Annotated in this window: 21 protein-coding genes and 3 tRNA genes; 20 read left to right on the forward strand and 4 right to left on the reverse strand. The window is 64.2% G+C overall.

All coding sequences use genetic code 11. The annotated features are described in order from the left end of the window. From VNC39_RS13505 to VNC39_RS13520, 4 genes are all read right to left on the reverse strand, one after another. A partial coding sequence (locus tag VNC39_RS13505) for an aspartate aminotransferase family protein (protein WP_325400064.1) occupies positions 1-1,162 on the reverse strand: 1,162 nt, incomplete at its 3' end. Positions 1,163-1,332: 170 nt separating this feature from the next. Then, positions 1,333-1,620, reverse strand: a complete 288-nt coding sequence (locus VNC39_RS13510; RefSeq protein WP_325400066.1) for an acylphosphatase — start codon at positions 1,618-1,620, stop codon at positions 1,333-1,335. Further along, on the reverse strand, positions 1,617-2,309 hold the full coding sequence (locus VNC39_RS13515; RefSeq protein ID WP_325400068.1) for an ATP12 family chaperone protein: 693 nt from the start codon (positions 2,307-2,309) through the stop codon (positions 1,617-1,619). The genes VNC39_RS13510 and VNC39_RS13515 overlap by 4 nt, the downstream gene beginning before the upstream one ends. Next, entirely contained in the window at positions 2,306-4,903 is a 2,598-nt protein-coding gene (locus VNC39_RS13520) for an AsmA family protein (RefSeq protein WP_325400070.1), read from the reverse strand. The genes VNC39_RS13515 and VNC39_RS13520 overlap by 4 nt, the downstream gene beginning before the upstream one ends. Positions 4,904-4,999: 96 nt before the next feature. Here VNC39_RS13520 and VNC39_RS13525 point away from each other — a divergent pair. From VNC39_RS13525 to nuoL, 20 genes are all read left to right on the forward strand, one after another. Next, positions 5,000-5,084: transfer RNA gene (locus VNC39_RS13525), tRNA-Leu, on the forward strand. Positions 5,085-5,126: 42 nt separating this feature from the next. After that, a complete protein-coding gene (tig, locus tag VNC39_RS13530) occupies positions 5,127-6,449 on the forward strand; it encodes a trigger factor (protein ID WP_325400072.1) in 1,323 nt (440 codons plus the stop codon). Positions 6,450-6,732: 283 nt separating this feature from the next. Then, positions 6,733-7,392 carry an ATP-dependent Clp endopeptidase proteolytic subunit ClpP gene (clpP, locus tag VNC39_RS13535; protein WP_325400074.1) on the forward strand — a complete coding sequence of 220 codons (660 nt, stop codon included), beginning with the start codon at positions 6,733-6,735 and terminating at the stop codon, positions 7,390-7,392. Positions 7,393-7,711: 319 nt separating this feature from the next. Then, entirely contained in the window at positions 7,712-8,968 is a 1,257-nt protein-coding gene (gene clpX, locus VNC39_RS13540) for an ATP-dependent Clp protease ATP-binding subunit ClpX (RefSeq protein WP_325400076.1), read from the forward strand. 137 nt (positions 8,969-9,105) lie between these two features. Next, entirely contained in the window at positions 9,106-11,517 is a 2,412-nt protein-coding gene (gene lon / locus VNC39_RS13545) for an endopeptidase La (protein ID WP_325400078.1), read from the forward strand. 131 nt (positions 11,518-11,648) lie between these two features. Beyond that, positions 11,649-11,912, forward strand: coding sequence for an HU family DNA-binding protein (locus VNC39_RS13550; RefSeq protein WP_325400139.1), 264 nt, complete (start codon positions 11,649-11,651; stop codon positions 11,910-11,912). A gap of 44 nt (positions 11,913-11,956) precedes the next feature. Next, positions 11,957-12,028 (forward strand) — tRNA-Val (locus VNC39_RS13555). Between the two features lie 244 nt (positions 12,029-12,272). Then, positions 12,273-12,349, forward strand: a tRNA-Asp gene (locus tag VNC39_RS13560). A 232-nt stretch (positions 12,350-12,581) separates the two neighbouring features. Beyond that, positions 12,582-12,947: an NADH-quinone oxidoreductase subunit A gene (gene ndhC, locus VNC39_RS13565; RefSeq protein WP_325400141.1), complete on the forward strand. Its 366-nt coding sequence runs from the start codon at positions 12,582-12,584 to the stop codon at positions 12,945-12,947. A 4-nt stretch (positions 12,948-12,951) separates the two neighbouring features. Next, complete coding sequence (locus VNC39_RS13570; RefSeq protein WP_325400080.1) at positions 12,952-13,512, forward strand: NuoB/complex I 20 kDa subunit family protein; 561 nt, start codon at positions 12,952-12,954, stop codon at positions 13,510-13,512. Between the two features lie 16 nt (positions 13,513-13,528). Continuing rightward, positions 13,529-14,104 carry an NADH-quinone oxidoreductase subunit C gene (locus VNC39_RS13575; protein WP_325400143.1) on the forward strand — a complete coding sequence of 192 codons (576 nt, stop codon included), beginning with the start codon at positions 13,529-13,531 and terminating at the stop codon, positions 14,102-14,104. Beyond that, entirely contained in the window at positions 14,101-15,303 is a 1,203-nt protein-coding gene (locus VNC39_RS13580; protein ID WP_325400082.1) for an NADH-quinone oxidoreductase subunit D, read from the forward strand. The genes VNC39_RS13575 and VNC39_RS13580 overlap by 4 nt, the downstream gene beginning before the upstream one ends. Next, positions 15,300-15,920, forward strand: coding sequence for an NADH-quinone oxidoreductase subunit NuoE (gene nuoE / locus VNC39_RS13585; RefSeq protein ID WP_325400084.1), 621 nt, complete (start codon positions 15,300-15,302; stop codon positions 15,918-15,920). The genes VNC39_RS13580 and nuoE overlap by 4 nt, the downstream gene beginning before the upstream one ends. Before the next feature lie 5 nt (positions 15,921-15,925). Next, the gene (gene nuoF / locus VNC39_RS13590; protein WP_325400086.1) at positions 15,926-17,218 is read left to right on the forward strand and encodes an NADH-quinone oxidoreductase subunit NuoF; all 1,293 of its coding nucleotides are present in this window, start codon (positions 15,926-15,928) and stop codon (positions 17,216-17,218) included. Between the two features lie 4 nt (positions 17,219-17,222). Then, positions 17,223-19,277, forward strand: coding sequence for an NADH-quinone oxidoreductase subunit NuoG (gene nuoG, locus VNC39_RS13595; RefSeq protein WP_325400088.1), 2,055 nt, complete (start codon positions 17,223-17,225; stop codon positions 19,275-19,277). Next, positions 19,274-20,290 carry an NADH-quinone oxidoreductase subunit NuoH gene (nuoH, locus tag VNC39_RS13600; protein WP_325400090.1) on the forward strand — a complete coding sequence of 339 codons (1,017 nt, stop codon included), beginning with the start codon at positions 19,274-19,276 and terminating at the stop codon, positions 20,288-20,290. Before nuoG ends, nuoH begins: the two co-directional genes overlap by 4 nt. A gap of 12 nt (positions 20,291-20,302) precedes the next feature. After that, positions 20,303-20,791, forward strand: coding sequence for an NADH-quinone oxidoreductase subunit NuoI (nuoI, locus tag VNC39_RS13605; protein WP_325400092.1), 489 nt, complete (start codon positions 20,303-20,305; stop codon positions 20,789-20,791). A 10-nt stretch (positions 20,792-20,801) separates the two neighbouring features. Beyond that, on the forward strand, positions 20,802-21,437 hold the full coding sequence (locus VNC39_RS13610) for an NADH-quinone oxidoreductase subunit J (protein WP_325400094.1): 636 nt from the start codon (positions 20,802-20,804) through the stop codon (positions 21,435-21,437). After that, the gene (gene nuoK, locus VNC39_RS13615; RefSeq protein ID WP_325400096.1) at positions 21,437-21,745 is read left to right on the forward strand and encodes an NADH-quinone oxidoreductase subunit NuoK; all 309 of its coding nucleotides are present in this window, start codon (positions 21,437-21,439) and stop codon (positions 21,743-21,745) included. The genes VNC39_RS13610 and nuoK overlap by 1 nt, the downstream gene beginning before the upstream one ends. A 1-nt stretch (position 21,746) precedes the next feature. Further along, positions 21,747-23,669, forward strand: a complete 1,923-nt coding sequence (gene nuoL / locus VNC39_RS13620; protein ID WP_325400098.1) for an NADH-quinone oxidoreductase subunit L — start codon at positions 21,747-21,749, stop codon at positions 23,667-23,669. The last annotated feature ends 1 nt before the right edge of the window (position 23,670 follow it).

The following is a 23,670-nucleotide window of genomic DNA, read 5'->3' on the forward strand; positions in this document are numbered from 1 at the left end:
TCAGCCCCAGCTCGCGGGCCTTGGCCTGCACCTGCTTCGTGGCGTCGGGGTCCGGCTCATCGCTGCTGCGCACCTTCACGATGTCGAAGCCGATCATGGCGCCGGGGCCGCGGATGGCTGAGATCGGCACGGTATCGTTGCGGCGGGCGATGGCCTCCAGCCGGGCTCTCATGGTCGCGCCGATGACATTGGCGCGTTCGATGAGTTTTTCTTCCTCGATCACGTCCAGCACCGCCAGGGCGGCGGCGCAGGAGATCGGCGAGCCGGAATAGGTGCCGCCGAGCCCACCCGGCTCGGCCGCGTCGATCACCGCGGCGCGGCCGACCACGGCGGAGAGCGGAAAGCCGCCGGCCAGCGATTTGGCGATGGTGATCATGTCGGGCTTCACGCCGGAATGCTCGACGCCGAACATCTTGCCGGTGCGGCCGAAGCCGGTCTGCACTTCGTCGGCGATCAGCAGGATGCCATGCCGGTCGCAAAGCGCGCGCAGGCCGAGCAGCAGTTCGGCGGGCGCGGGAATGAAGCCGCCTTCGCCCTGCACCGGTTCGAACACGATGGCGGCGACGTGCGTGGGCTCGATGTCGGCGCGGAACAGCCGTTCAAGGGCGATGAAACTGTCTTCGACGCTCACGCCATAGGGCGCGTGCGGGAACGGCACGTGAAAGATCTCGGCCGGCAGCGGCCCGAAGCGCCGTTTATAAGGCAGCGCCCTGCCGGTCATCGCCATGGTCAGCATGGAGCGGCCATGATAGCCGCCGGCAAAGCTGATGATGCCGGAGCGCCCGGTGGCGGCGCGCGCGAGCTTGATCGCGTTTTCCACCGCCTCGGCGCCGGTGGTGAAGAACGCGGTCTTCGCTTTGCCCTCGACCGGCGCGATCGCGTTCAGCCGTTCGGCCAGAGCCACGTAGCTCTCATAAGGCGTGACCTGGAAGCTGGTATGGGTGAAATGGGTGAGCTGTTCGACGACGGCCGCCATGATCTTCGGGTGGCGATGGCCGGTGTTCAGCGTCGCGACGCCGCTCGCGAAATCGATATAGCGCTTGCCGTCTTCGTCCCAGAGTTCGGCGTTCTCGGCATGGGCAGTGAAGATCGTATGGGCATTGTTGACGCCGCGGGCGACTGCCGCCTCGCGCCGTGCCATCAATTCACTGTTCCGGCTCATCTGGTACGCGACTCCTAAGGCTGGTCTCCCCTTGGTTAGAAAGGAGAAGGCTACTTTTTGTGAACAAAAAGTAGTTTTTTGTCAGTTTGGCCCGTGCAGTTTCAATGCCACCGGCCCAGCGTTAACAAAAGTTTTTGCGCCGCTTTTTTCAAAAAGCGGCCTCTTTCTTTCTAGGGTCTGGCATGCAGTGAGGCGCGTTTGACGAACCCCGGCTCGTCGGGCGGTTCGGCATGGGTGTCGGTGATGCTGTCCACCGCCGCCATTGGCGGGCCGCGGCGGCAGGCGCGCAGGCATTCCTCGACGGCTTCGGTATCGCCGGCGATCAGCGCTTCCACGGTATCGTGCCCGACATTGCGGACCCAGCCGTCCAAGCCCAGGCGCACGGCTTCCCGCGTGAGCCAGTCGCGAAAGCCCACACCGTGGACCCGTCCGGAGATGAGCAGATGAGTCGCTTTCATGTTTGGCAAAGGACCATGAAACGGGCACTCTCCGCAACGTCTTCCGCGCGTTTGTGACGGCGCGTTTCGGTTTCGGCGTCGGTGCCCCAGCTGCGTTCCTGGGTGAGTTCCTCGAGGGCGGCCAGGCGGCAGGCCTCGGCCGGGGGCAAAGCGCCGGCTGCGATGGCGAGGCCGAGGATCAGGCTGCCCAGCGCCGGCACAATCACGCCGAGGCCGGCCAGCGCATAGTCGCTCATGTCTTCCAGCGCTTTTTTGAAGGCGGCGTGCGCGGCCGGGCTTTGCGCGACCGGCATAAGGCCGGCGGCGATGGCGAGGGTGATGCCGAAGCGCTGTTCGGCCCAGCCGGTCCAGGGCGACCAGGCTTCGTCTTCCGTGGCGCGCGCCGCGCCGTCGGTGGCGCGGTAGCAGAGCAGGTCGTTGCGCCCATAGGCGGTGAGCTGGTCGATGATGGCGGCACGGTGCGTGCGCACGCGTTCCTGCGCCGTGGCGACGAGGCGGGTGAGCGGCACGTCATCCGGCGTGAAGTTCTCCGGCGCCGTGGCCCATTCGGCGGCGATGGCCTCGGCGAGCGGCGCGAATGGGACCGACAGGGCGGCGCCGCCGGGCAGTTTCAGCTTGCGGGCGTCGAGCCGGACGGTGAACGCGTCCCCCTCACGCTCGACGCTGGCGGTGGACCAGAAACGCTTCATTTGCCGAGGATCGTATTCAAGAGATTGGTCGGGCCGGCGGGGAGCGGCGAAGGGGAGGCTGCCGGGGCGCTGGCCGGCGCCTGCGGGGCCGGGCCGGGCTGGCCCAGGCGCGCCAGGCTCAGCGCCGCCGGGCAGATATCGGCGGAGGACGCGGAACCGCCGCCGAGGCCGAGGCTGTTGGCGAGCTCGCCCAGCAGGGATTGCGGCCCGCTCTTGCCCGGTGCGATCGCGGTGGTGGGGGCGGAAAAACTGCCGCCGACATGGACCGGGACGTCGAGATTGGTGCCGCTGATCCGGACCTGCGGGCGCAAGGTGAGGTTCAGCGCGTCGGTGCCGAAATTCACCGTGCCGCTGCCCTGCATCCGCAGCCGGTTGGAATCGAGCGCCAGCGCGCGGAAGGTGCCGACGCCGTTGGTGGCGTCCAGCCGTGTCGCCATGCAGCGCACCATCACCGGGCCCTGCGCGCCGACCAGATTGTTGGGTAGGTTGATGGCGCGCAGCACGGAGCCGAACAGCCCGTCGAGCACCGTGCCGTCGACCACGCCATTGACCATGGCGAGGCCAAGCTGGCCGTTCACGCCGGCGAGGATCGGCTGCAGGGAATCGCCCTGCCCGCTGGCGTCGATCTGCACCTGCACCGTGCCCTGGGCGCTGGCCGGCAGGTTGAAGGTTTTCAGCAACGGCCCCGCCGCCATGGCCGGGGCGTTGAGTTTCAGGCTTTCGGTGGCAGGGTCGTGCGAGGCGTCGATCACGGCGCTGGCGGCCACGCTGCCGCCGGGGAGCTGGCCGGTGACCGGGGCGAGGGTCAGCACGGCGTTATTCAGCACCGCATGGAGCTGCAGGGCGGAATAGGTGGTCTGCTTCCAGACCACCCTGTCCGCGGCGAGCTGCAGGTCCGCGTTGCCTTCATGCAGCCACGAGACCGGGATTTTGGTCGCCAGCCATGAATTCGGCGGCGCGCTTGCAGGGGTTGGTGCAGGAACCGGATTGGGGGCTGGATTAGGGGTGGGCACGGCGGCCGGAGCGGGCGGCGGATTGCGCGGCATCGCGGCCAGCAACGCATCGAGATTCAGCTGCGAGGCGGTGATCGCCGCCACCAGCTTCACCGGCTGGGTGAGAAACAGGCTGGCATCGCCGCCGAACGAGGCATTGTCCATCGTCACCGTGAGATTTTGCACGCCGATGGCGTTGCGCAGCCCCTGGCCGCCGGAATCGAGCAGCATCGTCTGGGCGGAAATATTCTTCCAGGCGGGCAATGTCGTGCCGGCGAGGGGGCTCAGCATGACGAGGTCGGGGACGGTCGCGCTCAGCGACAGAGCCACGCCGGAGAGGCTTTCCGGCGTGGCGATGGCGCCGTTGACGTTGAGCGAGGCGTTGCCGAATGCGGCGTGGGCGGTGACCGGGTAATTGACCTGCGGCGGCATGCTGGCGGGCAGCCAGGCGCGCGGCAACAGCGCCTGCGGCGGGCCGAACCGGCCGTTCAGAGACAGTGCCGTGCCGTTCAGCGTGGCGGCGGCCTGCAGCGACAAAGGCTGGTCGAGCGAGGCCATCTCGATGTCCAGGCTGCTCAGCGCCAGGCCTGGGCGCAAGGCGGAGAGATCCGCCGCGCCGGCTTTGAGAGTCAGACGATCGATTGCCGGGATCAGGGAGTTCTGGTCGACGATGCGGGCCGAGGCGGTCAGGTTCTGCACCGCCGGCAGCGTCATTCCATATGTCCAGGCGGCGGGCAGGCTGCCGGTGAGGCTGTCCAGGGCCGGGATTTGGGCGGTGACGTTGGCGTCATAGCCTTTGAGGAGGAGCGGGTGGGCGATGCGGCCCTCGACATGGGCGGTGGTATTGCCGAGCGTGAACGTGAGATCGACCGGCCAGTGGCCGCCGCTGGTCAGCAGGGCGATCGAGCCGACCGTGCCGGCCAGGGTGAAGGGGGTGGCGCCGATCTCCGCGCTGGCGTCGAGATGCAGCGGGGCGTCGAGCGAGGCCGCATTGCCGCTGAAGCGGGGCAGGGAAATGATCGTCGGCGCGCCGGCCTTGTTGTTGACGATCACCTGGCCGTTGCTGACATCCACTTCCTGCAAGGCGACTCTATATGTCCGGCCGGCCGGTTTTGGGGCGGGCGCGGCGGGCGGCGAGGCCGGCGCCGGGGAGGTCGCGGATGAGGCCGGGGCGGGCTGCGCAAAAATCCAGTCCGGGGTGCCGGCGCTGTTGCGCTCCAGCACGATGCGCGGGTCGACCAGATGCAGGTGCAGAATGTCGATGCGCTGCGAGAGCAGCGGCAGCAGCGCCAGTTGCGCCTCGACGCGGTCCAGCGTGGCGAGGTTGGCGTCGGGGAAGCCCGGCGGGTTGGCGAGGCTGAGCTGGCGCAGCACGATGACCGGCGTGAGCGACAGGCGCAGCGTGATCGGCCCGCCGATGGTCAATTGCCGCCCGGTTGCCCGTTCCACCGCGGCGACGATCTGCGGCGCGTAGCGGTTGGGGTTGAAGCTCGCGATCAGCACCGCGGCGGCGAGAACCGGCAGCGCCAGGACGACGATGACCGCGACAAGGATAAGGTGCCGGCGGCGGGGTGCGCGCGGCTGCTCTGCGTTTCTGCTCATGACCCGGCAGATATAGTGATTCGGCCCGCTAAACGAGGCCCGTGCTTGTGAAAGGCGCGGAGTCGCGCTAGAGGGCGCGGCTTGAGCTGGCGCGAAGCGGGCGTGGTGAAACTGGTAGACACGCCAGATTTAGGTTCTGGTGGCGCAAGTCATGGGGGTTCAAGTCCCTCCGCCCGCACCAGATTGATGTTGTTGTGGTTGATAATTGAGGAATTTTTCGTCGATGCAGGTTACCGAAACGCTCTCCGACGGCTTGAAGCGTGGCTTCACGGTCGTGGTTCCCGAACCCGAACTTGCCGCCAAGCGTGAGCAGCGTTTGGCCGAGCTCGGCCGCACCATGCAGATGCCGGGTTTCCGTCCCGGCAAGGTGCCGATGTCGATGGTGCGCAAGCGCTATGGCGACGCGGTGGCCGCGGAGGTTCTGGAGGGCGCGGTGAACGACGCCGCCGACCGTGTGCTGCAGGAACGCAATTTGCGTCCGGCGATGCAGCCGAAGCTGGAAGTGACCAAGCCGGGGCGTGATTCGGACCTGGAATTCACTCTGGAGCTGGAATTGCTGCCGGAGATCGTGTTGCCGGAGCTGTCCGACATTACCCTGAGCAAGCCGGTGGCCACGGTTTCCGACGCGGCGATCGACGAGTCGATCAAGCGCCTGGCCGAGCAGCGCCAGAGCTTCAAGCCGGTGGAAGAGGCCCGTCCGGCCGCCGCCGGCGAGCAGCTGACCGTCGATTTCATCGGCCGCGTCGATGGCGTCGCGTTCGAGGGCGGCACCGCGTCTGACGTGAACGTGATCGTCGCCGGCCAGGGCTTCATTCCCGGCTTCTCCGAGCAGATGGCCGGCATGAGCGTCGGCGAGACCCGCACCATCAACGTGACTTTCCCCGAAGCCTATGGCGCCAAGGAACTGGCCGGCAAGGCGGCGGAATTCGAGGTGACCGCGAAGGCTCTGGCCGTGGCCGAAACGCCGGTGGTGGACGACGAGTTCGCCAAGGCGATGGGGCTGGAATCCGCCGCCGACCTGCGCGCCAAGGTGTCCGAGCAGATCGGCCGCGAATATGAGGGCATGACCCGCATGAAGCTGAAGCGCGGCCTGCTGGACGTGCTCGCCGAGCGCGCGACCTTCGAGGCGCCGGTCTCGCTGGTCGATGCCGAGTTCGCGGAAATCTGGCGCCAGGTGGAGGCGGAGAAGGAAGCCGGCCGCGCCGACCCCGAGGATACCGCGAAGGATGAAGAGACGCTGAAGGCGGAATACCGCGCCATTGCCGACCGGCGCGTGCGCCTGGGCCTGCTGGTGGCCGAGATCGGCCGCGCCAACAGCGTGACCGTCGCCGACCAGGATTTGCAGCGCGCGATGTTCGCCGAGGCCATGCGCTACCGCGAACAGGCGATGCAAGTGGTGGAGTTCTTCCGCAAGAACCCGCGCGAAATGGAACGCTTCCGTGGCCCGATCTTCGAGGACAAGGTGGTGGACCACGTGCTCGGCCAGGTGACGCTGAACGAAACCAGCGTGACCCCGGAAGAGCTGGCCGCCGACGCGGAGGGCTGAGCCGGTAAAGTAAGGAAGCGCTACTTTTTGTGAACAAAAAGTAGCAAAAAAACTTTGCTATGCTGGGTCATGGGCGTTGTCGGAGACGCAGCCTCAGGCCCAGCATAAAAAAAGTTTTTGCGCCGCTTTTTTCAAAAAGCGGCTGCTTTCTTCCCCCTACTAGACGAACGCGCCCGATCCTCTAATTTGGCTCCATGACGTCTTCTTCCGTTCGCCGCGCGGCCTTCAATCAGGCGTGCGGCGGTGCCGGAGCTGGCGGTTATATTGTGCAAGGATTTACAAAATGTTCGATCGGGACCCTGTCGAGGTTTACAACAACAACCTCGTGCCGATGGTGGTGGAGCAGACCGCGCGCGGCGAGCGCTCTTACGACATCTATTCCCGCCTCCTGAAGGAGCGGATCATTTTCCTCACCGGCCAGGTTTATGACCAGGTCAGCTCGCTGATCTGCGCGCAGCTGCTGTTCCTGGAAAGCGAGAATCCGAACAAGGAGATCTCCTTCTATATCAACAGCCCCGGCGGCGTGGTCTCCTCCGGCCTCGCGATTTACGACACGATGCAATATATCCGCTCGCCGGTCAGCACCGTGTGCATCGGCCAGGCGGCGTCGATGGGCAGCCTGCTGCTCTGCGCCGGGCAGAAGGGCAAGCGCTTCGCGCTGCCGAACGCCCGCGTGATGGTGCACCAGCCCTCCGGCGGGGCCCAGGGCCAGGCCACGGACATCGAAATCCAGGCGCGCGAGATCCTGAACCTGCGCCGGCGCCTGAACCAAATCTACGTCGATCACACCGGCCAGCCGCTCGAGGCCATCGAGGCCAAGCTGGAGCGCGATACTTACATGTCCGCCGAAGAGGCCAAGGAGTTCGGCATCGTTGATGATGTGGTGAAGAACCAGCCGACCGCGCCCGAAGCCGGCACGGAGGACAAGGCCGCATCTAAGTAACCTGCGGTCGTGATCGCCGGGCGATAAGGCTTGAAGTCGCGCCTGGCGGGTTTATTTGATGGTTTCATCGCCGGGCCGGAGCGGCCGGCGATGAAATTCGGCGGCCCCGGGCGGGCGCTGGGACTGCGGCCATGTCCTGACGGCATGGCCGGTTTTTTGACGGTTTTTTGACCTGGGCCGTTGCCAAGGTCCCTTCCGAAGGGGCTTGCGGGCAATGAAGTTTTTGATTTAACGCGTTTTTTTCGGCTCCGAGATCGATGCTTGTGCCCTCGCTGACGGGGGTCTAGTCTTTTTATCTATTCCGGGCTGTGGAGTGCTTATGAGCAGCAAATCGAGCGACACAAAGAACACACTGTACTGTTCATTCTGCGGAAAGTCGCAGCATGAAGTGCGCAAGCTGATCGCCGGCCCGACGGTGTTCATCTGTGATGAATGTGTCGAGCTCTGCATGGACATCATCCGCGAAGAGCACAAGACGCATCTCGTGAAGTCGCGCGACGGCGTGCCGACGCCGCGCGAGATCTGCAAGGTGCTGGACGATTACGTGATCGGCCAGGGCCACGCCAAGAAGGTGCTGAGCGTGGCGGTGCACAACCATTATAAGCGGCTGTCGCACGCCACCAAGAACAACGACATCGAGATCGCCAAGTCCAACATCATGCTGGTCGGCCCGACCGGCTCGGGCAAGACGTTGTTGGCGCAGACGCTGGCGCGCATCCTCGATGTGCCGTTCACCATGGCCGATGCGACCACGCTGACCGAGGCCGGCTATGTCGGCGAGGATGTGGAGAACATCATCCTCAAGCTGCTGCAGGCTGCCGACTATAATGTCGAGCGGGCACAGCGCGGCATCGTGTATATCGATGAAGTCGATAAAATCAGCCGCAAGTCGGACAACCCCTCGATTACCCGCGACGTGAGCGGCGAGGGCGTGCAGCAGGCGCTGCTGAAGATCATGGAAGGCACCATCGCCTCCGTGCCGCCGCAGGGCGGGCGCAAGCATCCGCAGCAGGAGTTCCTGCAGGTCGATACGACCAACATCCTGTTCATTTGCGGCGGCGCCTTCGCCGGGCTGGAAAAGATCATCGCCCAGCGCGGCAAGGGCTCGGGCATCGGCTTCGGCGCCGACGTGCGCAGCCAGGATGAACGCCGCACCGGCGTCATCCTGCGCGAAGTGGAGCCCGAGGATCTGCTGAAATTCGGCCTGATCCCGGAATTCATCGGCCGTCTGCCGGTGGTGGCCACGCTCGACGACCTCGACGAGGCGGTGCTGATCGACATTCTCACCAAGCCGAAGAATGCGCTGGTCAAGCAATATGCGCGGCTGTTCGAGATGGAGGGCGTGAAGCTCACCTTCACCGAGGACGCGCTGAAAGTGGTGGCCAGCCGCGCCATCAAGCGCAAGACCGGGGCGCGCGGCTTGCGCTCGATCATGGAAAGCATTCTGCTGGCCACGATGTTCGACCTGCCCGGGCTGGACGGGGTCGACGAGGTCGTGATCAGCGGCGAAGTGGCGGAGGGACGGGCCGAGCCGCTGTTCCTCTATTCGGAAAAGCGCGCGGAGACGGCCTCCTGAGTCAGGCGTTGCGCGCGGGGCTGGGACGTGGGGCTTGTAGCCCCGCTTCCTTCCGCCGATATGTCGATTGTGGCCGGATGAACCGGCGCCATAGGCTGTGCCTATCGGGCGGCCTATGCTAGGACGAGGAATTCACTATGGCTGACGTCACCAAAACTGCCGCCGCCTCTGAGACGCTGGCGGTCCTTCCCCTGCGCGATATCGTCGTCTTCCCGCATATGATCGTGCCGCTGTTTGTCGGGCGCGAGAAATCGGTGCGCGCGCTGGAAAGCGTGATGAAGGAAGACAAACAGATCCTGCTCGTGGCGCAGAAGAACGCGGCCCAGGACGATCCGGCGGCCGAGGATATTTACCGCGTCGGCACCTTGTCGACGATTCTGCAGTTGCTGAAACTGCCCGACGGCACCGTGAAAGTGCTGGTCGAGGGGATTCGCCGGGCGCGCATCGACGAGTTCAAGGAAACCGAACAATATTTCGAAGTGGTCGCCACGCCAATCGAGGACCATGCCGACGAGGGGAAGGAAGTCGAGGCGCTGGGCCGCACCGTGGTCGCCCAGTTCGAGCAATATATCAAGCTGAACAAGAAGATCGCGCCGGAAGTGCTGGTCTCGGTCAATCAGATCGATTCGCCTTCGAAGCTGGCCGACACGGTCGCCAGCCATCTCGGGCTGAAGATCGCCGACAAGCAGGAGCTGCTGGAGCTGGACAGCACGGCCGAACGGCTGGAACGCGTGTTCAACCACATGGAATCCGAAATCGGCGTGCTGCAGGTCGAGAAGAAGATCCGTAACCGCGTGAAGCGGCAGATGGAGAAGACGCAGCGCGAATATTATCTGAACGAGCAGCTCAAGGCGATCCAGAAGGAGCTGGGCGAAAGCGAGGATGGCAAGGACGAAACCGCCGAGCTGGAAGCCAAGATCAAGTCGACCAAGCTGAGCAAGGAAGCCCGCGACAAGGCGCTGGCGGAGCTGAAGAAGTTGCGCAGCATGAGCCCGATGAGCGCGGAAGCGACGGTGGTGCGCAACTATCTCGACTGGGTGCTGGGCATCCCGTGGAAGAAGCGCAGCAAGATCAAGAATGACGTGCTCGAGGCCGAGCGGATTCTCAACGCCGACCATTACGGGCTCGACAAAATCAAAGAGCGCATCGTCGAATATCTCGCAGTGCAGTCGCGCAGCCCGAAATTGCGCGGGCCGATTCTCTGCCTGGTCGGTCCTCCGGGCGTCGGCAAGACCTCGCTCGGCAAGTCCATCGCCAAGGCGACGGGGCGGCAATTCGTGCGCATGTCGCTGGGCGGCGTGCGTGACGAGGCCGAGGTGCGCGGCCATCGCCGCACCTATATCGGCTCGATGCCCGGCAAGATCATCCAGGGCATGAAGAAGGCGAAGACCTCCAATCCGCTGTTCCTGCTCGACGAGATCGACAAGCTCGGCGCCGATTGGCGTGGCGACCCGTCTTCGGCGCTGCTGGAAGTCCTGGATCCGGAACAGAACGCGACCTTCGCCGACCATTACCTCGAGGTCGATTACGATTTGTCCGACGTGATGTTCGTCACCACCGCCAACAGCCTGCGCATGCCGCAGCCGCTGCTCGACCGCATGGAGATCATCCGCATCCCCGGCTACACCGAGGATGAGAAGATCGAGATCTGCAAGCGGCATCTGATCGCCAAGCAGGGCGAGGCGAACGGGCTGAAGAAGGAAGAGTGGTCGATTTCCGACGAGGCGCTGCTCGAACTGGTGCGCACGCATACCCGTGAAGCGGGCGTGCGCAATCTCGAACGCGAGATCGCCAACCTGGCGCGCAAGGCGGTGAAGGAGATCGTCACCTCCAAGGTCAAGAAGGTGACCATCACCAAGAAGAACCTCGAGAAATTCGCGGGTGTGGCGAAGTTCCGCTATGGCGAGACCGAGGCCGAGGATATGGTGGGCGTGGTCACCGGCTTGGCCTGGACCGAGGTGGGCGGCGAAATCCTCACCATCGAGAGCGTGCTGCTGCCCGGCAAGGGCAACATCAAGCAGACCGGCAAGCTCGGCGACGTGATGCAGGAGAGCGTGCAGGCGGCCTATTCCTATATCCGCTCGCGCGCGGTGCAGTTCGGCATCAAGCCGCCCTTCTTCGACAAGCGGGACATTCACATCCACGTGCCGGAGGGCGCGACTCCGAAGGATGGCCCGTCGGCCGGCATCGCCATGGCGACCTCGATCGTCAGCGCGATTACCGGCATCCCGATCCGCCGTGACATCGCCATGACCGGCGAGATCACGCTGCGCGGCCGGGTGCTGCCGATCGGCGGCTTGAAGGAGAAGCTGCTGGCGGCTCTGCGGGCGGGGATCACGACCGTGATCATTCCTCAGGATAACGAGAAAGACCTCGCTGAAATCCCTGATAATGTGAAAAAAGGCTTGGCGATCATCCCGGTCTCGCATGTCGATCAGGTCATCGATCGCGCCCTGGTCCGGAAGCCGGAGCCGATTGACTGGGAGGATGCGGCCGAAGATATCGCGGCGACGCCGGGCGACGGGCGGGCCGCCGTTTTGCCCCATTAATTTGGCGGTTTGACGGTCTCGGCCTAGATTGGCTATCAACTGAATTACTATTCACATGGCTCACCCCTATCGAGGATGGATAGGGGTGGGCGCTTTATTATGCACAAACAGGGAGTTTACCCGTGAATAAAATGGACTTGATTGCCGCCGTCGCTGAAGAAACCGACATTTCCAAGGCGAAGGCTGCTGAAGTCGTGGATGCCGTTTTCGGAGCGATTGAAAAATCCCTGAAACAGAAGCTCGAGGTTCGCCTCGTCGGTTTCGGTACTTTCGCGACCACCGAGCGCGAGGCCTCCAAGGGCCGCAATCCGCGCACCGGTGCCGAGATCGACATCCCGGCTTCCACGTCGATCCGCTTCAAGCCCGGCAAGACGCTGAAGGATGCGGTGAACTAAATAGAATCAGGATCGGACGGCGCAAGCCGTCCGCTTTGCTTTCGGGGCGGTTAGCTCAGCGGTAGAGCGTCTCGTTTACACCGAGAGGGTCGGCGGTTCAAACCCGTCACCGCCTATACGATTTTCTCTTGCCGGCCTTGCTTCCGCCGCGACTCCGTCGCGGCGGTTTTTTTTGAGCGCGGCCATCGAAGGGGGCGCTGCCGGGCACGCTTAGAGGGCGATGGCTTTAGGTCCTCTAAGCGATTTATCTGGAGCCGGATTCAAATTTTAGATCGGATCGCTAGGCGATTCGATCTAAATCATCCGGCTCCAGGCGCTTGACGCTCGGCGCGGCACGCATTAAACCGCGCCCACTGCCACGCGGGTGTAGCTCAGTTGGTTAGAGCGCCGGCCTGTCACGCCGGAGGTCGCGGGTTCGAGCCCCGTCACTCGCGCCAGTGTGGTAGATGAATCCAGCAAAAAATTTGTTTCGACGAAAGTCGGCGGCGATAAGTCGATCGCGGCTTGCGCGGCGGTAAGCGCGGGGTCTGCAATCTAAACGGATTCGTCATGGCAGCCTACTCAATCGGGGATATCGATCGACCTATTGGCGTCTCTTGACCGATGGCTGTTGCGGTGCGACATGGCGCTGACGAATTTGTCATTATTCAGCCGCTGGGAGGCCCACCCGTGCAGCCGGTTCTTTCGCACTATTTCCCAATCATCGTGTTTGCTGCCATCGCGGCCCTGATCGGTTTGGCGATGGTTTTTGGCTCGGTGCTCGCGGCCCATCAGAAGCCTTATCCCGCCAAGCTCGCGGCCTATGAATGCGGATTCGAGGCCTTCGGCGACGCCAGGCGGCGGTTTGATGTGCGCTTTTATCTCGTCGCCATTCTCTTCATTGTTTTCGATGTCGAAGTCGCGTTCCTCTTCCCCTGGGCGGTCAGCCTGGCGCGCATCGGCCTGCTGGGGTTCTTCTCCATGCTCGGCTTCCTTGCGGTCCTGACGGTTGGCTTCATCTATGAGTGGAACAAGGGCGCGCTGGATTGGGAGTAGCCGCATGAATGCCCCAGACACCACAGCGCTCGCCTGGAACCGCGAGCATCTGCCCCAGGGGGATGCGCAGGAGGCCGTGATCAAGGGTATCACCGGCGAGATCGCGGGCAAGGGCTTCGTCGTTGCCAATATGGACAGACTGGTGAACTGGGCGCGGACCGGGAGCCTTTGGCCGATGACCTTCGGCCTGGCCTGCTGTGCGGTGGAAATGATCCATGCCTATATGCCGCGCTACGACCTTGACCGCTTCGGGGTAATTCCGCGCGCCAGCCCAAGGCAGAGCGATGTGATGATCGTTGCCGGCACGCTGACCAACAAGATGGCGCCGGCCCTGCGCCGGGTTTACGACCAGATGCCGGAACCGCGCTGGGTGATCTCCATGGGCAGCTGTGCCAATGGCGGCGGGTATTATCACTATTCCTATTCCGTGGTGCGCGGCTGCGACCGGATCGTGCCGGTCGATATCTACGTGCCGGGATGCCCGCCCACCGCCGAGGCGCTGGTCTACGGCATCATGCAATTGCAAAAGAAGATTCGCCGGACAGGGACGATTCTCCGTGGCTGAAGACATCGTGGATATCATGCGCGACACCATGGCAGCCATTCCGGGCGCCATCGGGGCGCATCGCGAGCGGGGCGAGCTGGTGCTGCGGGCCGAACGCGGCCAGGCTTATGCGTTGTTCCAGACGCTGCGCGACAGATTCGGGTTTCAGCAGGTGATGGACATTTGCGGCGTCGATTGGCCGCAGCGCGCCCTGCGCTTCGATGTCGTCTACAACCTGCTCTCCGTCACCCGTAACGAACGCCTGCGCGTGATCGTGCAGACCGACGAAGCAACGCCGGTTACCTCCGTGTCGGCGATCTGGCCGAGTGCGACCTGGTGGGAGCGCGAGGTGTGGGATCTGTTCGGCATCGCGTTCGAGGGGCTGGAGGATCACCGCCGCATTCTCAGCGATTACGGCTTCGAGGGGCATCCGTTGCGCAAGGATTTCCCGCTCACCGGCTATGTCGAGGTGCATTATGACACCGAGCGCAAGGCGGTGGTCTATGATAAGGTGAGGCTGACGCAGGAATTCCGCAATTTCGATTTCCTCTCGCCGTGGGAAGCCATGACCACGTTGCCCGGTGACGAGAAGGCGCGGGGAGACCGCAAATGAGCGAACTGGCGCCGGCCACCACCAAGACGATCGAGATCGACAGCCACACCATCAATTTCGGCCCGCAGCACCCCGCCGCGCACGGCGTGCTGCGCCTGATCCTGGAAATGGATGGCGAGGTCATCGAGCGTGCCGACCCGCATATCGGCCTGCTGCATCGCGGCACCGAGAAGCTGATCGAGTATAAGAGCTACATGCAGGCGGTGCCGTATTTCGACCGCCTGGATTACGTTTCGCCGATGGCCTGCGAGTATGCGTTCGCGCTGGCCACGGAAAAGCTGCTCGGTATTCAGGCGCCGGACCGCGCGCAATGGATTCGCGTGATGTTCGCGGAAATCACCCGCGTGCTGAATCATCTGCTCGCCATCGGGCATTTCGCGCTCGATGTGGGCGCGCTAACGCCGGGTTTGTGGGGCTATGAGGAGCGCGAGAAGCTGCTGGAGTTTCATGAGGCCGCTTCCGGCGCGCGCTTCCACTCCAACTATTTCCGCCCCGGCGGCGTGGCGAAGGACCTGCCGGCCGGGCTGGAGCAGAGAATCGCCGACTGGGCCACGGAGTTTCCGAAATTCATCGATGACGTGGAAGCCCTGCTGACCGGCAATCGCATCTGGAAGCAGCGCACCGTCGATATCGGCGTGATCTCTGCCGAGGACGCACTGGCCTGGGGCTTTTCCGGGCCGAGCCTGCGGGGCTCGGGCGTGGCCTGGGACCTGCGCCGCGCCCAGCCTTATGACAAATATGGCGAGGTGGAATTCGATGTGCCCGTCGGACGCCATGGCGACACCTACGACCGCTATCTCGTGCGCATTGCCGAGATGCGCGAGAGCGTCAAAATCATCCGCCAGGCGCTGGCGAAAATGCAGCCGGGCCCGATCAAGGTGCAGGACCACAAGATCGCCCCGCCGACCCGCCGGCAGATGAAGCAGTCGATGGAAGCGCTGATCCATCACTTCAAGCTCTATACCGAAGGCTATCACGTGCCGGCCGGCGCGACCTACACCGCGGTGGAGGCGCCGAAGGGCGAGTTCGGCGTGTATCTGGTCGCCGACGGCACCAATCGCCCCTATCGCTGCAAGATCCGCGCGACCGGCTTTGCGCATTTGCAGGCGACGGAGAAGCTTTCCAAGGGGCATATGCTGGCCGACATGGTCGGCATTCTCGGCTCCCTCGATATCGTGTTTGGTGAGATTGACCGGTGAATACTGCAGAGCCAACCGACTTTATCTTTGACGAGCCCGCCGAGGCGGCCGTTGCCAAGGCGATCGCCCGCTATCCCGCCGGCAAGCAGGCCAGCGCGGTGATGGCGCTGCTGGATATCGCGCAGCGGCAGATGGGCCGCCGCACCGGCATCGCCTGGGTGCCGCGAATCGCCATGGATGTGGTGGCCAAGCGCCTGGGCATGGCGCCGGTGCGCGTCTACGAAGTCGCGACCTTCTACACCATGTTCAACACCAAGCCGGTCGGCAAATATCATTTGCAGGTCTGCACCACCACGCCGTGCTGGCTGCGCGGCTCGGACGATGTCGTGGCGGCGTGCAAGAAGGCCAGCGGGATCAAGGATTTCGGCCATACCAGCGAGGATGGCATGTTCACCATGACCGAGGTCGAGTGCCTCGGCGGCTGCGTGAACGCGCCGATTCTGCAGATCAACGACGATTATTACGAGGATCTGGACGGCGCGAAGACCGAGGCGCTGCTGGAGAAACTGAAGGCGGGCGAACCTTTGCCGCCGGCGGGGTCGGTGATCGGCCGCCGCGCCTCGGCGCCGGTCACCAACCAGACCACCTTGCTGCAAGACGGACCTGCGGCGGAGTAACCCAGATGCTGAACGATGCTGACCGGATCTATCAGAATCTCTACGGGCTGCAGGATTGGAAGCTGCCCGGCGCGAAAGCCCGCGGCGACTGGGACGGCACGGCCGCGATTCTCGCCCGGGGACGGGATGCGATCGTCGAGGAGATGAAGGCGTCCGGCATGCGCGGCCGCGGCGGTGCCGGCTTCCCTACGGGGATGAAATGGTCGTTCATGCCCAAGCAGAGCGACGGGCGCCCCTCTTACCTCGTGGTGAATGCCGACGAGAGCGAACCGGGCACCTGCAAGGACCGCGACATCATTCGCAACGAGCCGCATAAGCTGATCGAAGGCTGCCTGATTGCGGCCTTCGCGATGGGCGCGCACACCGCGTTCATCTATATCCGCGGCGAGTATTACAACGAAGCCGTGCGCCTGCAGGCGGCGATCGACGAGGCGCGCGAGGCCGGGCTGATCGGCCCGAATGCCGCGGGCTCGGGCTGGGATTTCGACATCGTCCTGCATCGCGGCGCCGGTGCGTATATTTGCGGCGAGGAATCGGCGCTGCTGGAAAGCCTGGAAGGCAAGAAGGGCATGCCGCGCATGAAGCCGCCTTTCCCCGCCGCCATGGGCCTGTATGGCTGCCCGACCACGGTGAACAATGTGGAGACCATCGCCGGCGCGCCGACCATCATGCGCCGCGGCGCCGCCTGGTTTTCCGCGCTCGGCCGGCCGAAGAACGCCGGCACGAAATTGTTCTGCATTTCCGGCCATGTGAACCGGCCCTGCAATGTCGAGGAAGAGCTCGGCATTCCGCTGAAAGAGCTGATCGAGAAGCATGCCGGCGGCGTGCGCGGCGGTTGGGACAATCTGCAGGCGGTGATCCCCGGCGGCGCGTCGATGCCGATCCTGAACAAGGCGATGTGCGATACCCAGCTGATGGATTTCGATTCGCTCGCGGCAGTGAAAAGCGGCCTCGGTTCCGGCGCCATCATCGTCATGGATAAATCCACGGACGTGGTGAAGGCGATCTGGCGGCTGTCGAAATTCTTCAAGCATGAAAGCTGCGGCCAGTGCACGCCGTGCCGCGAGGGCACCGGCTGGATGATGCGCATGATGGACCGAATCGTGCAGGGGCAGGCCACCATGGCCGACATCGCGCTCATGGAGCAGGTGACGACGCAGGTGGCGGGTCATACCATCTGCGCCTTCGGCGATGCCGCGGCTTGGCCGATCCAGGGTTTGATGCGGGCGTTCCGGCCGCTGGTCGAGGCGCGCGCCATCGACGCGCAGCGTCCGGTTCCGGCGCAGGCGGCGGAGTAAGAGCATGGCAAAAGTCATCGTCGACGGCATCGAGGTTGAGGTCGCGAACGGCTCGACCGTTCTGCAGGCGGCGGAAGCGGCGGGCAAGGAAATCCCGCGCTTCTGCTATCATGAGCGGCTGTCGATCGCCGGCAATTGCCGCATGTGCCTGGTGGAAGTCGAGAAGATCCCCAAGCCGGTGGCCTCCTGCGGCCAGCCGGTGGCGGACGGCATGGTGATCCACACCGACACCGAGAATGTGCGCAAGGCGCGCCGCGGCGTGATGGAATTCCTGCTCATCAACCACCCGCTCGATTGCCCGATCTGCGACCAGGGCGGCGAATGCGATTTGCAGGACGAAGCGGTGAGCTATGGGCGCGACCATTCGCGCTACGATGAAGGCAAGCGCGCGGTCGGTCAGCCCGATTGGGGGCCGCTCGTCAAAACCACGATGACGCGCTGCATTCATTGCACGCGCTGTATCCGTTTCACCACCGAAGTGGCTGGCGTGGCGGAGCTCGGCGCCACCGCGCGCGGCGAGAGCATGCAGGTCGGCACCTATATCGAGAAGGCGCTGAGTTCGGAACTTTCCGGCAATATCATCGATCTTTGCCCGGTCGGCGCGCTCACCTCGAAGCCTTACGCTTATACCGCGCGGCCCTGGGAACTGCGCAAGACCGACAGCATCGACGTGCTCGACGCGGTGGGCGCGAACATCCGCGTCGATGCCCGCGGGGCCGAGGTGCTGCGCATTCTCCCGCGCATGAATGACGATGTGAACGAGGAATGGCTGGGCGATAAATCGCGCTTTTCCGTCGACGGCCTGAAGCGCCGCCGGCTCGACCGGCCCTGGGCGCGCGAGAACGGCAAGCTGCGCCCGGTGAGCTGGGAAGAGGCCTTCGCCATCGTCGCCGGCAAAATGAAAGCCACGGCGCCGGACCGCATCGGCGCCATCGCCGGCGACCTTTGCGACGTGGAAAGCATGCTTGCGCTGAAGGAGTTTTTCACGGCGCTGGGCTCGAAGAATCTGGATTGCCGCCAGGACGGCGCGGTGTTCGACGCGTCCAAGCGGCCCTTCTATCTCTTCAACACGACGATTGCCGGGATCGAAGAGGCGGACGCGCTGGTGATCATCGGCAGCAATCCGCGCCACGAGGCGCCGGTGCTGAACGCGCGCATCCGCAAGCGCTGGCTCACCGGCGGGCTGAAGGTCGCGCTGATCGGGCAGGCGCATGACCTGACCTACGGCTATGACCATCTCGGCGCCGGGCCGGAGGCGATCTCGTCGCTCCTCGATGGTTCGCACGCTTTTGCCGAGACGCTGAAGACTGCGAAGAAGCCGATGGTGATTTTGGGCGCGGGCGCGCTGGCGCGGCCGGACGGCGCGGCGGTTCACGCCGCGGCTTGGCAGCTCGCGGCGCAGTTCAACATGCTCACCCCGGACTGGCACGGTTTCAACGTGCTGCACCATGCGGCGGCCCGCGTCGGCGCGCTGGATATCGGCTTCCTGCCCGGCCCTGGCGGCAAAAGCACGGCGCAGATGCTGGGCGGCGGCGTGGACATTCTCTGGCTGCAGGGCGCCGACGAGCTCGACACCAAGGCGATCGGCGCCGAGACGTTCGTGATCTATCAGGGCCATACCGGCGATGAAGGCGCGGCCCGGGCGGACCTGATCCTGCCCGGCGCGGCTTACACGGAAAAAGACGGGACCTATGTGAACACCGAGGGCCGGGTGCAACAGGCGCAGCTGGCGCTGAAGCCGCCCGGCGATGCGCGGGAAGACTGGCGCATCATCCGCGCGCTCAGCGCCTATCTCGGCCACGCGCTCCCTTACGACACGCTGCCGGAACTGCGCGCGCATCTGGCGCAAGCCTATTCGCTCTTCGCGCGCGGCGGCGAAGTACGGCGTCTGGCGGGCACGGATGCTGCCGCGCCGTCGGGCGACGCCGCGGCCCTGCGCCGTGATGCTTTCGTGCCGGTGCTGCCGAACTACTACCAGACCGACCCGATCAGCCGCGCCAGCCCCACCATGGCGGCCTGCGTCGCCACGCATTACCCGGCGGTGGAGGCCGCGGAATGAACGCGTTTCTTTTCCATACCGAGCTTGGCTTCGTCATTCTCACGCTGCTCAAGACGCTGGCGGTGGTCGTGCCGCTGCTGATCGGCGTTGCCTATCTCACCTATTTCGAGCGCAAGGTGATGGGCGCGATCCAGATGCGCAAAGGCCCCAACGTGGTCGGCCCGTTCGGCCTGTGGCAGCCTTTCGCCGATGCGTTGAAAATGGTCTTCAAGGAGACGATTTTCCCCGCCGGGGCCGACCGTGTGCTGTTCGCCCTGGCGCCGATGATCACGTTCGGCCTGGCGGTCACCGCCTGGGCGGTGATCCCGGTCGATAACGGCTGGGCTGTCGCCAACATCAATGTCGGCATTCTGTATCTGTTCGCGATCTCCTCGCTCGGCGTGTACGGCATCATCATCGCCGGCTGGGCCAGCAACTCGAAATACGCCTTCCTCGGCGCGCTGCGCAGCGCGGCGCAGATGGTGTCCTACGAAGTCTCCATGGGCTTCGTCATCGTCACCGTTCTGCTCTGCGCCGGCAGCCAGAATCTCAACGACATCGTGCTGGCGCAGCGTCATCTCTGGTACGCGATCCCGCTCTTTCCAATGCTGATCATCTTCTTCATCTCCGGTATCGCCGAGACCAACCGCGCGCCGTTCGACCTCGCGGAAGGCGAGACGGAAATCGTCGCCGGGTTCTTCGTGGAATACAGCGCCATGACATTCGCGCTGTTCTTCCTCGGCGAATACGCGAACATGATCCTCGTTTCCGCCATGACCACGGTGCTGTTCCTGGGCGGCTGGCTTTCGCCTCTGCCGTTCGTGCCGTTCACCCTGGTGCCGGGCGTGATCTGGTTCCTCGCCAAAATCCTGCTCTGCCTGTTCGTGTTCGTGTGGGTGCGCGCGACGCTGCCGCGCTTCCGCTACGACCAGCTGATGGCTTTGGGCTGGAAAGTGTTCCTGCCTCTGTCTCTGTTGTGGCTGGTGATCACCGCCGGCTTTTTGGAAATCTTCGGGCTGATGCCCCATGCTTGATAGGTCAACACCATGATCCGGCTCGACCGTATGGCCCGTGGACTGCTGCTGAGCGAGATCGTCGCCGGCCTCGGTCTCACGCTGAAATATTTCTTCAAGCCCAAAGCCACGATCAACTACCCGTTCGAGAAGAACCCGACGAGCCCGCGCTTCAAGGGCGAGCACGCGCTACGCCGCTACCCGAACGGCGAAGAGCGTTGCATCGCGTGCAAGCTCTGCGAGGCGGTGTGCCCGGCGCAGGCGATCACCATCGAGGCCGAACCGCGCGAGGACGGCTCGCGCCGCACCACGCGCTACGATATCGACATGGTGAAATGCATCTATTGCGGCCTGTGCGAGGAAGCCTGCCCGGTGGATGCCATCGTCGAGGGGCCGAATTTCGAGTTCGCCACCGAGACGCGCGAGGAACTGCTCTACGACAAGGCCAAGCTGCTGGCCAATGGCGACCGGTGGGAGCCGGAGCTGGCGAAGCGCCTGGAACTCGACGCGCCCTACCGGTGAGAGCCCAGCCATGATCTCCAATCTCGTATTCTACGTCGTCTCCTTCATCCTGCTGGCCTCAGCGGTGATGGTGGTCAGCAACCGTAACCCGGTGCATTCCGTGTTGTTCCTGATCCTCGCCTTCATCAATGCCGCGGTGCTGTTCCTGCTCAGCGGCGCCGAATTTCTGGCGATGCTCCTGGTCATCGTCTATGTCGGCGCGGTCGCCGTGCTGTTCATGTTCGTGGTGATGATGCTGGATGTGAATTTCGCGAAGCTTCGCGAAGGGTTCCAGCGTTACGCGCCGGTCGGCGGCCTTGTCGGCGCCGTGCTCTTCATCGAACTCGCCTTGGTGGTCTCCGGCTGGAGCCTCGCCCCCGGCGCCGCTGGCGCGCGGATGTTCCCGACGCCAAGCAACATCACCAACAGCCAGGCGCTCGGCTCGCTGATCTACACGAACTATCTGCCGCTGTTTCAGCTCGCGGGCGTGATCCTGCTGGTGGCGATGATCGGCGCGATCGTGCTGACGCACCGCGAGCGCCGCCGCGCCAAGACCCAGAATCTCGATCTGCAGCATGCCCGCGTGCCGGCCGATACGCTGGTGATGGTGAAGACCAGGCTGGGGGCCGGTGCGGAGCTGCCGCGCCATAAGGAGGATGCGCAGTGATGACCGTGCCGCTTTCACATTATCTGATCGTCGCCGGGCTGCTGCTGGTGATCGGCATTTTCGGCATTTTCATGAACCGCAAGAACATCATCGTCATCATGATGTCGATCGAGCTGATCCTGCTCGCGGCGAACCTGAATTTCGTGGCGTTCTCCGGCGCGCTGCACGACATGGTCGGCCAGGTCTTCACCATGTTCGTGCTCACCGTCGCCGCCGCCGAGGCGGCGATCGGGCTTGCCATTCTGGTTATTTACTTCCGCAACCGCGGCTCGATCGAGGTCGAGGACGTAACGTTGATGAAGGGCTGACATGTTAACGCTGATCGCCGTCCTCGCACCGCTCATCGGTTCCGTACTCGCGGGCGTCGGCCGCCCGTTCCTTGGCAAGCAGCTGGCGATCGGCGCCAGCATCCTGTTTATGGTCGTGTCCGCCGTGGCCGGCGTGACGTCGTTCGCCCTGCTGGTCCAATCCGGCGTGCCGGCGGCGCCGCTGCATGTCGCTGAATGGATTTCGGTCGGTGGCTTCACGCCGGACTGGTCGTTGCGCCAGGACATGCTGTCGCTGGTGATGGTGGCGATGGTCAGCGCCGTCTCGCTGGTCATCCATGTCTACAGCGCCGGCTACATGGCGCACGACAAGACCGTGCCGCGCTTCTTCTCCTATATCTCTCTGTTCACCTTCGCGATGCTGATGCTGGTGACGGCGAACAATCTGGTGCAGCTGTTCTTCGGCTGGGAAGGCGTGGGCCTCGTCTCCTATCTGCTCATCGATTACTGGTATGAGCGGCCGGCCGCCAATGCCGCGGCGATCAAGGCGTTCATCGTCAACCGCGTGGGCGATCTGTTCTTCGCGGTCGGCATCGCGCTCGCTTATCTGGTCTTCAACACCATTTCCTTCGACGGCATTTTCAGCGCCGTCGCCGCGCATGCCGGCAACCGCTACACGCTGTTCGGCACCAGCTTCCCGGCGCTGGAAGTCATCTCGATCCTGCTGTTCATCGGCGCCATGGGCAAGTCGGCGCAGTTTTTCCTGCACACCTGGCTGGCCGATGCGATGGAAGGCCCTACGCCGATTTCCGCGCTCATCCATGCCGCCACCATGGTCGCGGCGGGCGTGTTCATGATCGTGCGCATGTCGCCTGTGATCAATCATGCGCCGGTGGCCATGGACGTGATCACGGTGATCGGCGCCACCACGGCGTTCTTCGCCGGCACGGTCGGCTGCCTGCAGAACGACATCAAGCGCATCATCGCTTATTCCACCTGCTCGCAGCTCGGCTACATGTTCATCGCCGCCGGGCTCGGCGCTTATCCGGTGGCGATTTTCCATCTCATCAACCACGCTTTCTTCAAGGCGCTGCTGTTCCTGGCGGCGGGCTCGGTCATTCATGCGATGTCCGACGAGCAGGATGTGCGGCTGATGGGCGGGCTCTGGCGCAAGCTGCCGATCACCTGGGTGATGATGATCATGGGCGGCCTCGCGCTCGCCGGCATTCCGCCCTTCTCCGGCTATTATTCCAAAGACGCGATCATCGACGCGTCGTTCGCCGCGCATAACGCGGTCGGCCTGTATGGCTGGGTGTGCGGCACCGTCACCGCCGGGCTCACCGCCTTCTACACGGCGCGGCTGGTCCTGCTCACCTTCCATGGCACGTCGCGCGCGCCGAAACATGTGCAGGAGCATGTGCATGAGAGCCCCTGGGTGATGCTCGTGCCGTTGCTGGTGCTCTCGGTCGGCGCGCTGTGCAGCGGCTTCCTGCTGCGCGGCACGTTCATCGGCGAGGGGTTCCAGGCCTTCTGGGGTGCGAGCATCGCGGTGCCGGGCACGGTCATGCAGTCGCTCGACCAGGTTCCTTCCTGGGCGGCGCTGGCGCCGTTGGTCGCTGCCATCGCCGGCCTCGCGGTCGCCGCGATCATGTACATTTTCGTGCCGTCGCTGCCGGCCACACTCGCGCAGGCCTTCCGGCCGGTTTACCTGTTCGTGCTCAACAAATGGTATTTTGACGAGCTCTACGACGCGGTGTTCGTTCGCCCCAGCCTGAAGCTGGCGAAATTCGCGTGGCGTTTCGGCGACGAGCAGGTGATCGACGGCGTGCCCTCCGGCCTTGCCACGCTCACCACAGATGCCTCGGCGCAGACGGTGAAATTGCAGACCGGGTCGATCGCCCTGTACGCCTTCGTCATGCTGATCGGCCTGCTCGGCTTCCTCAGCCTCTTCCTGTGGGTCCGCTAAC

Source organism: Acidocella sp. (assembly GCF_035535915.1).
Lineage (GTDB): Bacteria > Pseudomonadota > Alphaproteobacteria > Acetobacterales > Acetobacteraceae > Acidocella.

Excerpts from the sequence above, each read along its gene's own strand:
- VNC39_RS13510 (WP_325400066.1), bottom strand. The coding sequence starts at position 1,620 with ATGAAAGCGACTCATCTGCTCATCTCCGGACGGGTCCACGGTGTGGGC.
- VNC39_RS13515 (WP_325400068.1), bottom strand. The coding sequence starts at position 2,309 with ATGAAGCGTTTCTGGTCCACCGCCAGCGTCGAGCGTGAGGGGGACGCG.
- VNC39_RS13520 (WP_325400070.1), bottom strand. The coding sequence starts at position 4,903 with ATGAGCAGAAACGCAGAGCAGCCGCGCGCACCCCGCCGCCGGCACCTT.
- tig (WP_325400072.1), top strand. The coding sequence starts at position 5,127 with ATGCAGGTTACCGAAACGCTCTCCGACGGCTTGAAGCGTGGCTTCACG.
- clpP (WP_325400074.1), top strand. The coding sequence starts at position 6,733 with ATGTTCGATCGGGACCCTGTCGAGGTTTACAACAACAACCTCGTGCCG.
- clpX (WP_325400076.1), top strand. The coding sequence starts at position 7,712 with ATGAGCAGCAAATCGAGCGACACAAAGAACACACTGTACTGTTCATTC.
- lon (WP_325400078.1), top strand. The coding sequence starts at position 9,106 with ATGGCTGACGTCACCAAAACTGCCGCCGCCTCTGAGACGCTGGCGGTC.
- VNC39_RS13550 (WP_325400139.1), top strand. The coding sequence starts at position 11,649 with ATGGACTTGATTGCCGCCGTCGCTGAAGAAACCGACATTTCCAAGGCG.
- VNC39_RS13570 (WP_325400080.1), top strand. The coding sequence starts at position 12,952 with ATGAATGCCCCAGACACCACAGCGCTCGCCTGGAACCGCGAGCATCTG.
- VNC39_RS13575 (WP_325400143.1), top strand. The coding sequence starts at position 13,529 with ATGCGCGACACCATGGCAGCCATTCCGGGCGCCATCGGGGCGCATCGC.
- VNC39_RS13580 (WP_325400082.1), top strand. The coding sequence starts at position 14,101 with ATGAGCGAACTGGCGCCGGCCACCACCAAGACGATCGAGATCGACAGC.
- nuoF (WP_325400086.1), top strand. The coding sequence starts at position 15,926 with ATGCTGAACGATGCTGACCGGATCTATCAGAATCTCTACGGGCTGCAG.
- nuoG (WP_325400088.1), top strand. The coding sequence starts at position 17,223 with ATGGCAAAAGTCATCGTCGACGGCATCGAGGTTGAGGTCGCGAACGGC.
- nuoH (WP_325400090.1), top strand. The coding sequence starts at position 19,274 with ATGAACGCGTTTCTTTTCCATACCGAGCTTGGCTTCGTCATTCTCACG.
- nuoI (WP_325400092.1), top strand. The coding sequence starts at position 20,303 with ATGATCCGGCTCGACCGTATGGCCCGTGGACTGCTGCTGAGCGAGATC.
- VNC39_RS13610 (WP_325400094.1), top strand. The coding sequence starts at position 20,802 with ATGATCTCCAATCTCGTATTCTACGTCGTCTCCTTCATCCTGCTGGCC.
- nuoK (WP_325400096.1), top strand. The coding sequence starts at position 21,437 with ATGACCGTGCCGCTTTCACATTATCTGATCGTCGCCGGGCTGCTGCTG.
- nuoL (WP_325400098.1), top strand. The coding sequence starts at position 21,747 with ATGTTAACGCTGATCGCCGTCCTCGCACCGCTCATCGGTTCCGTACTC.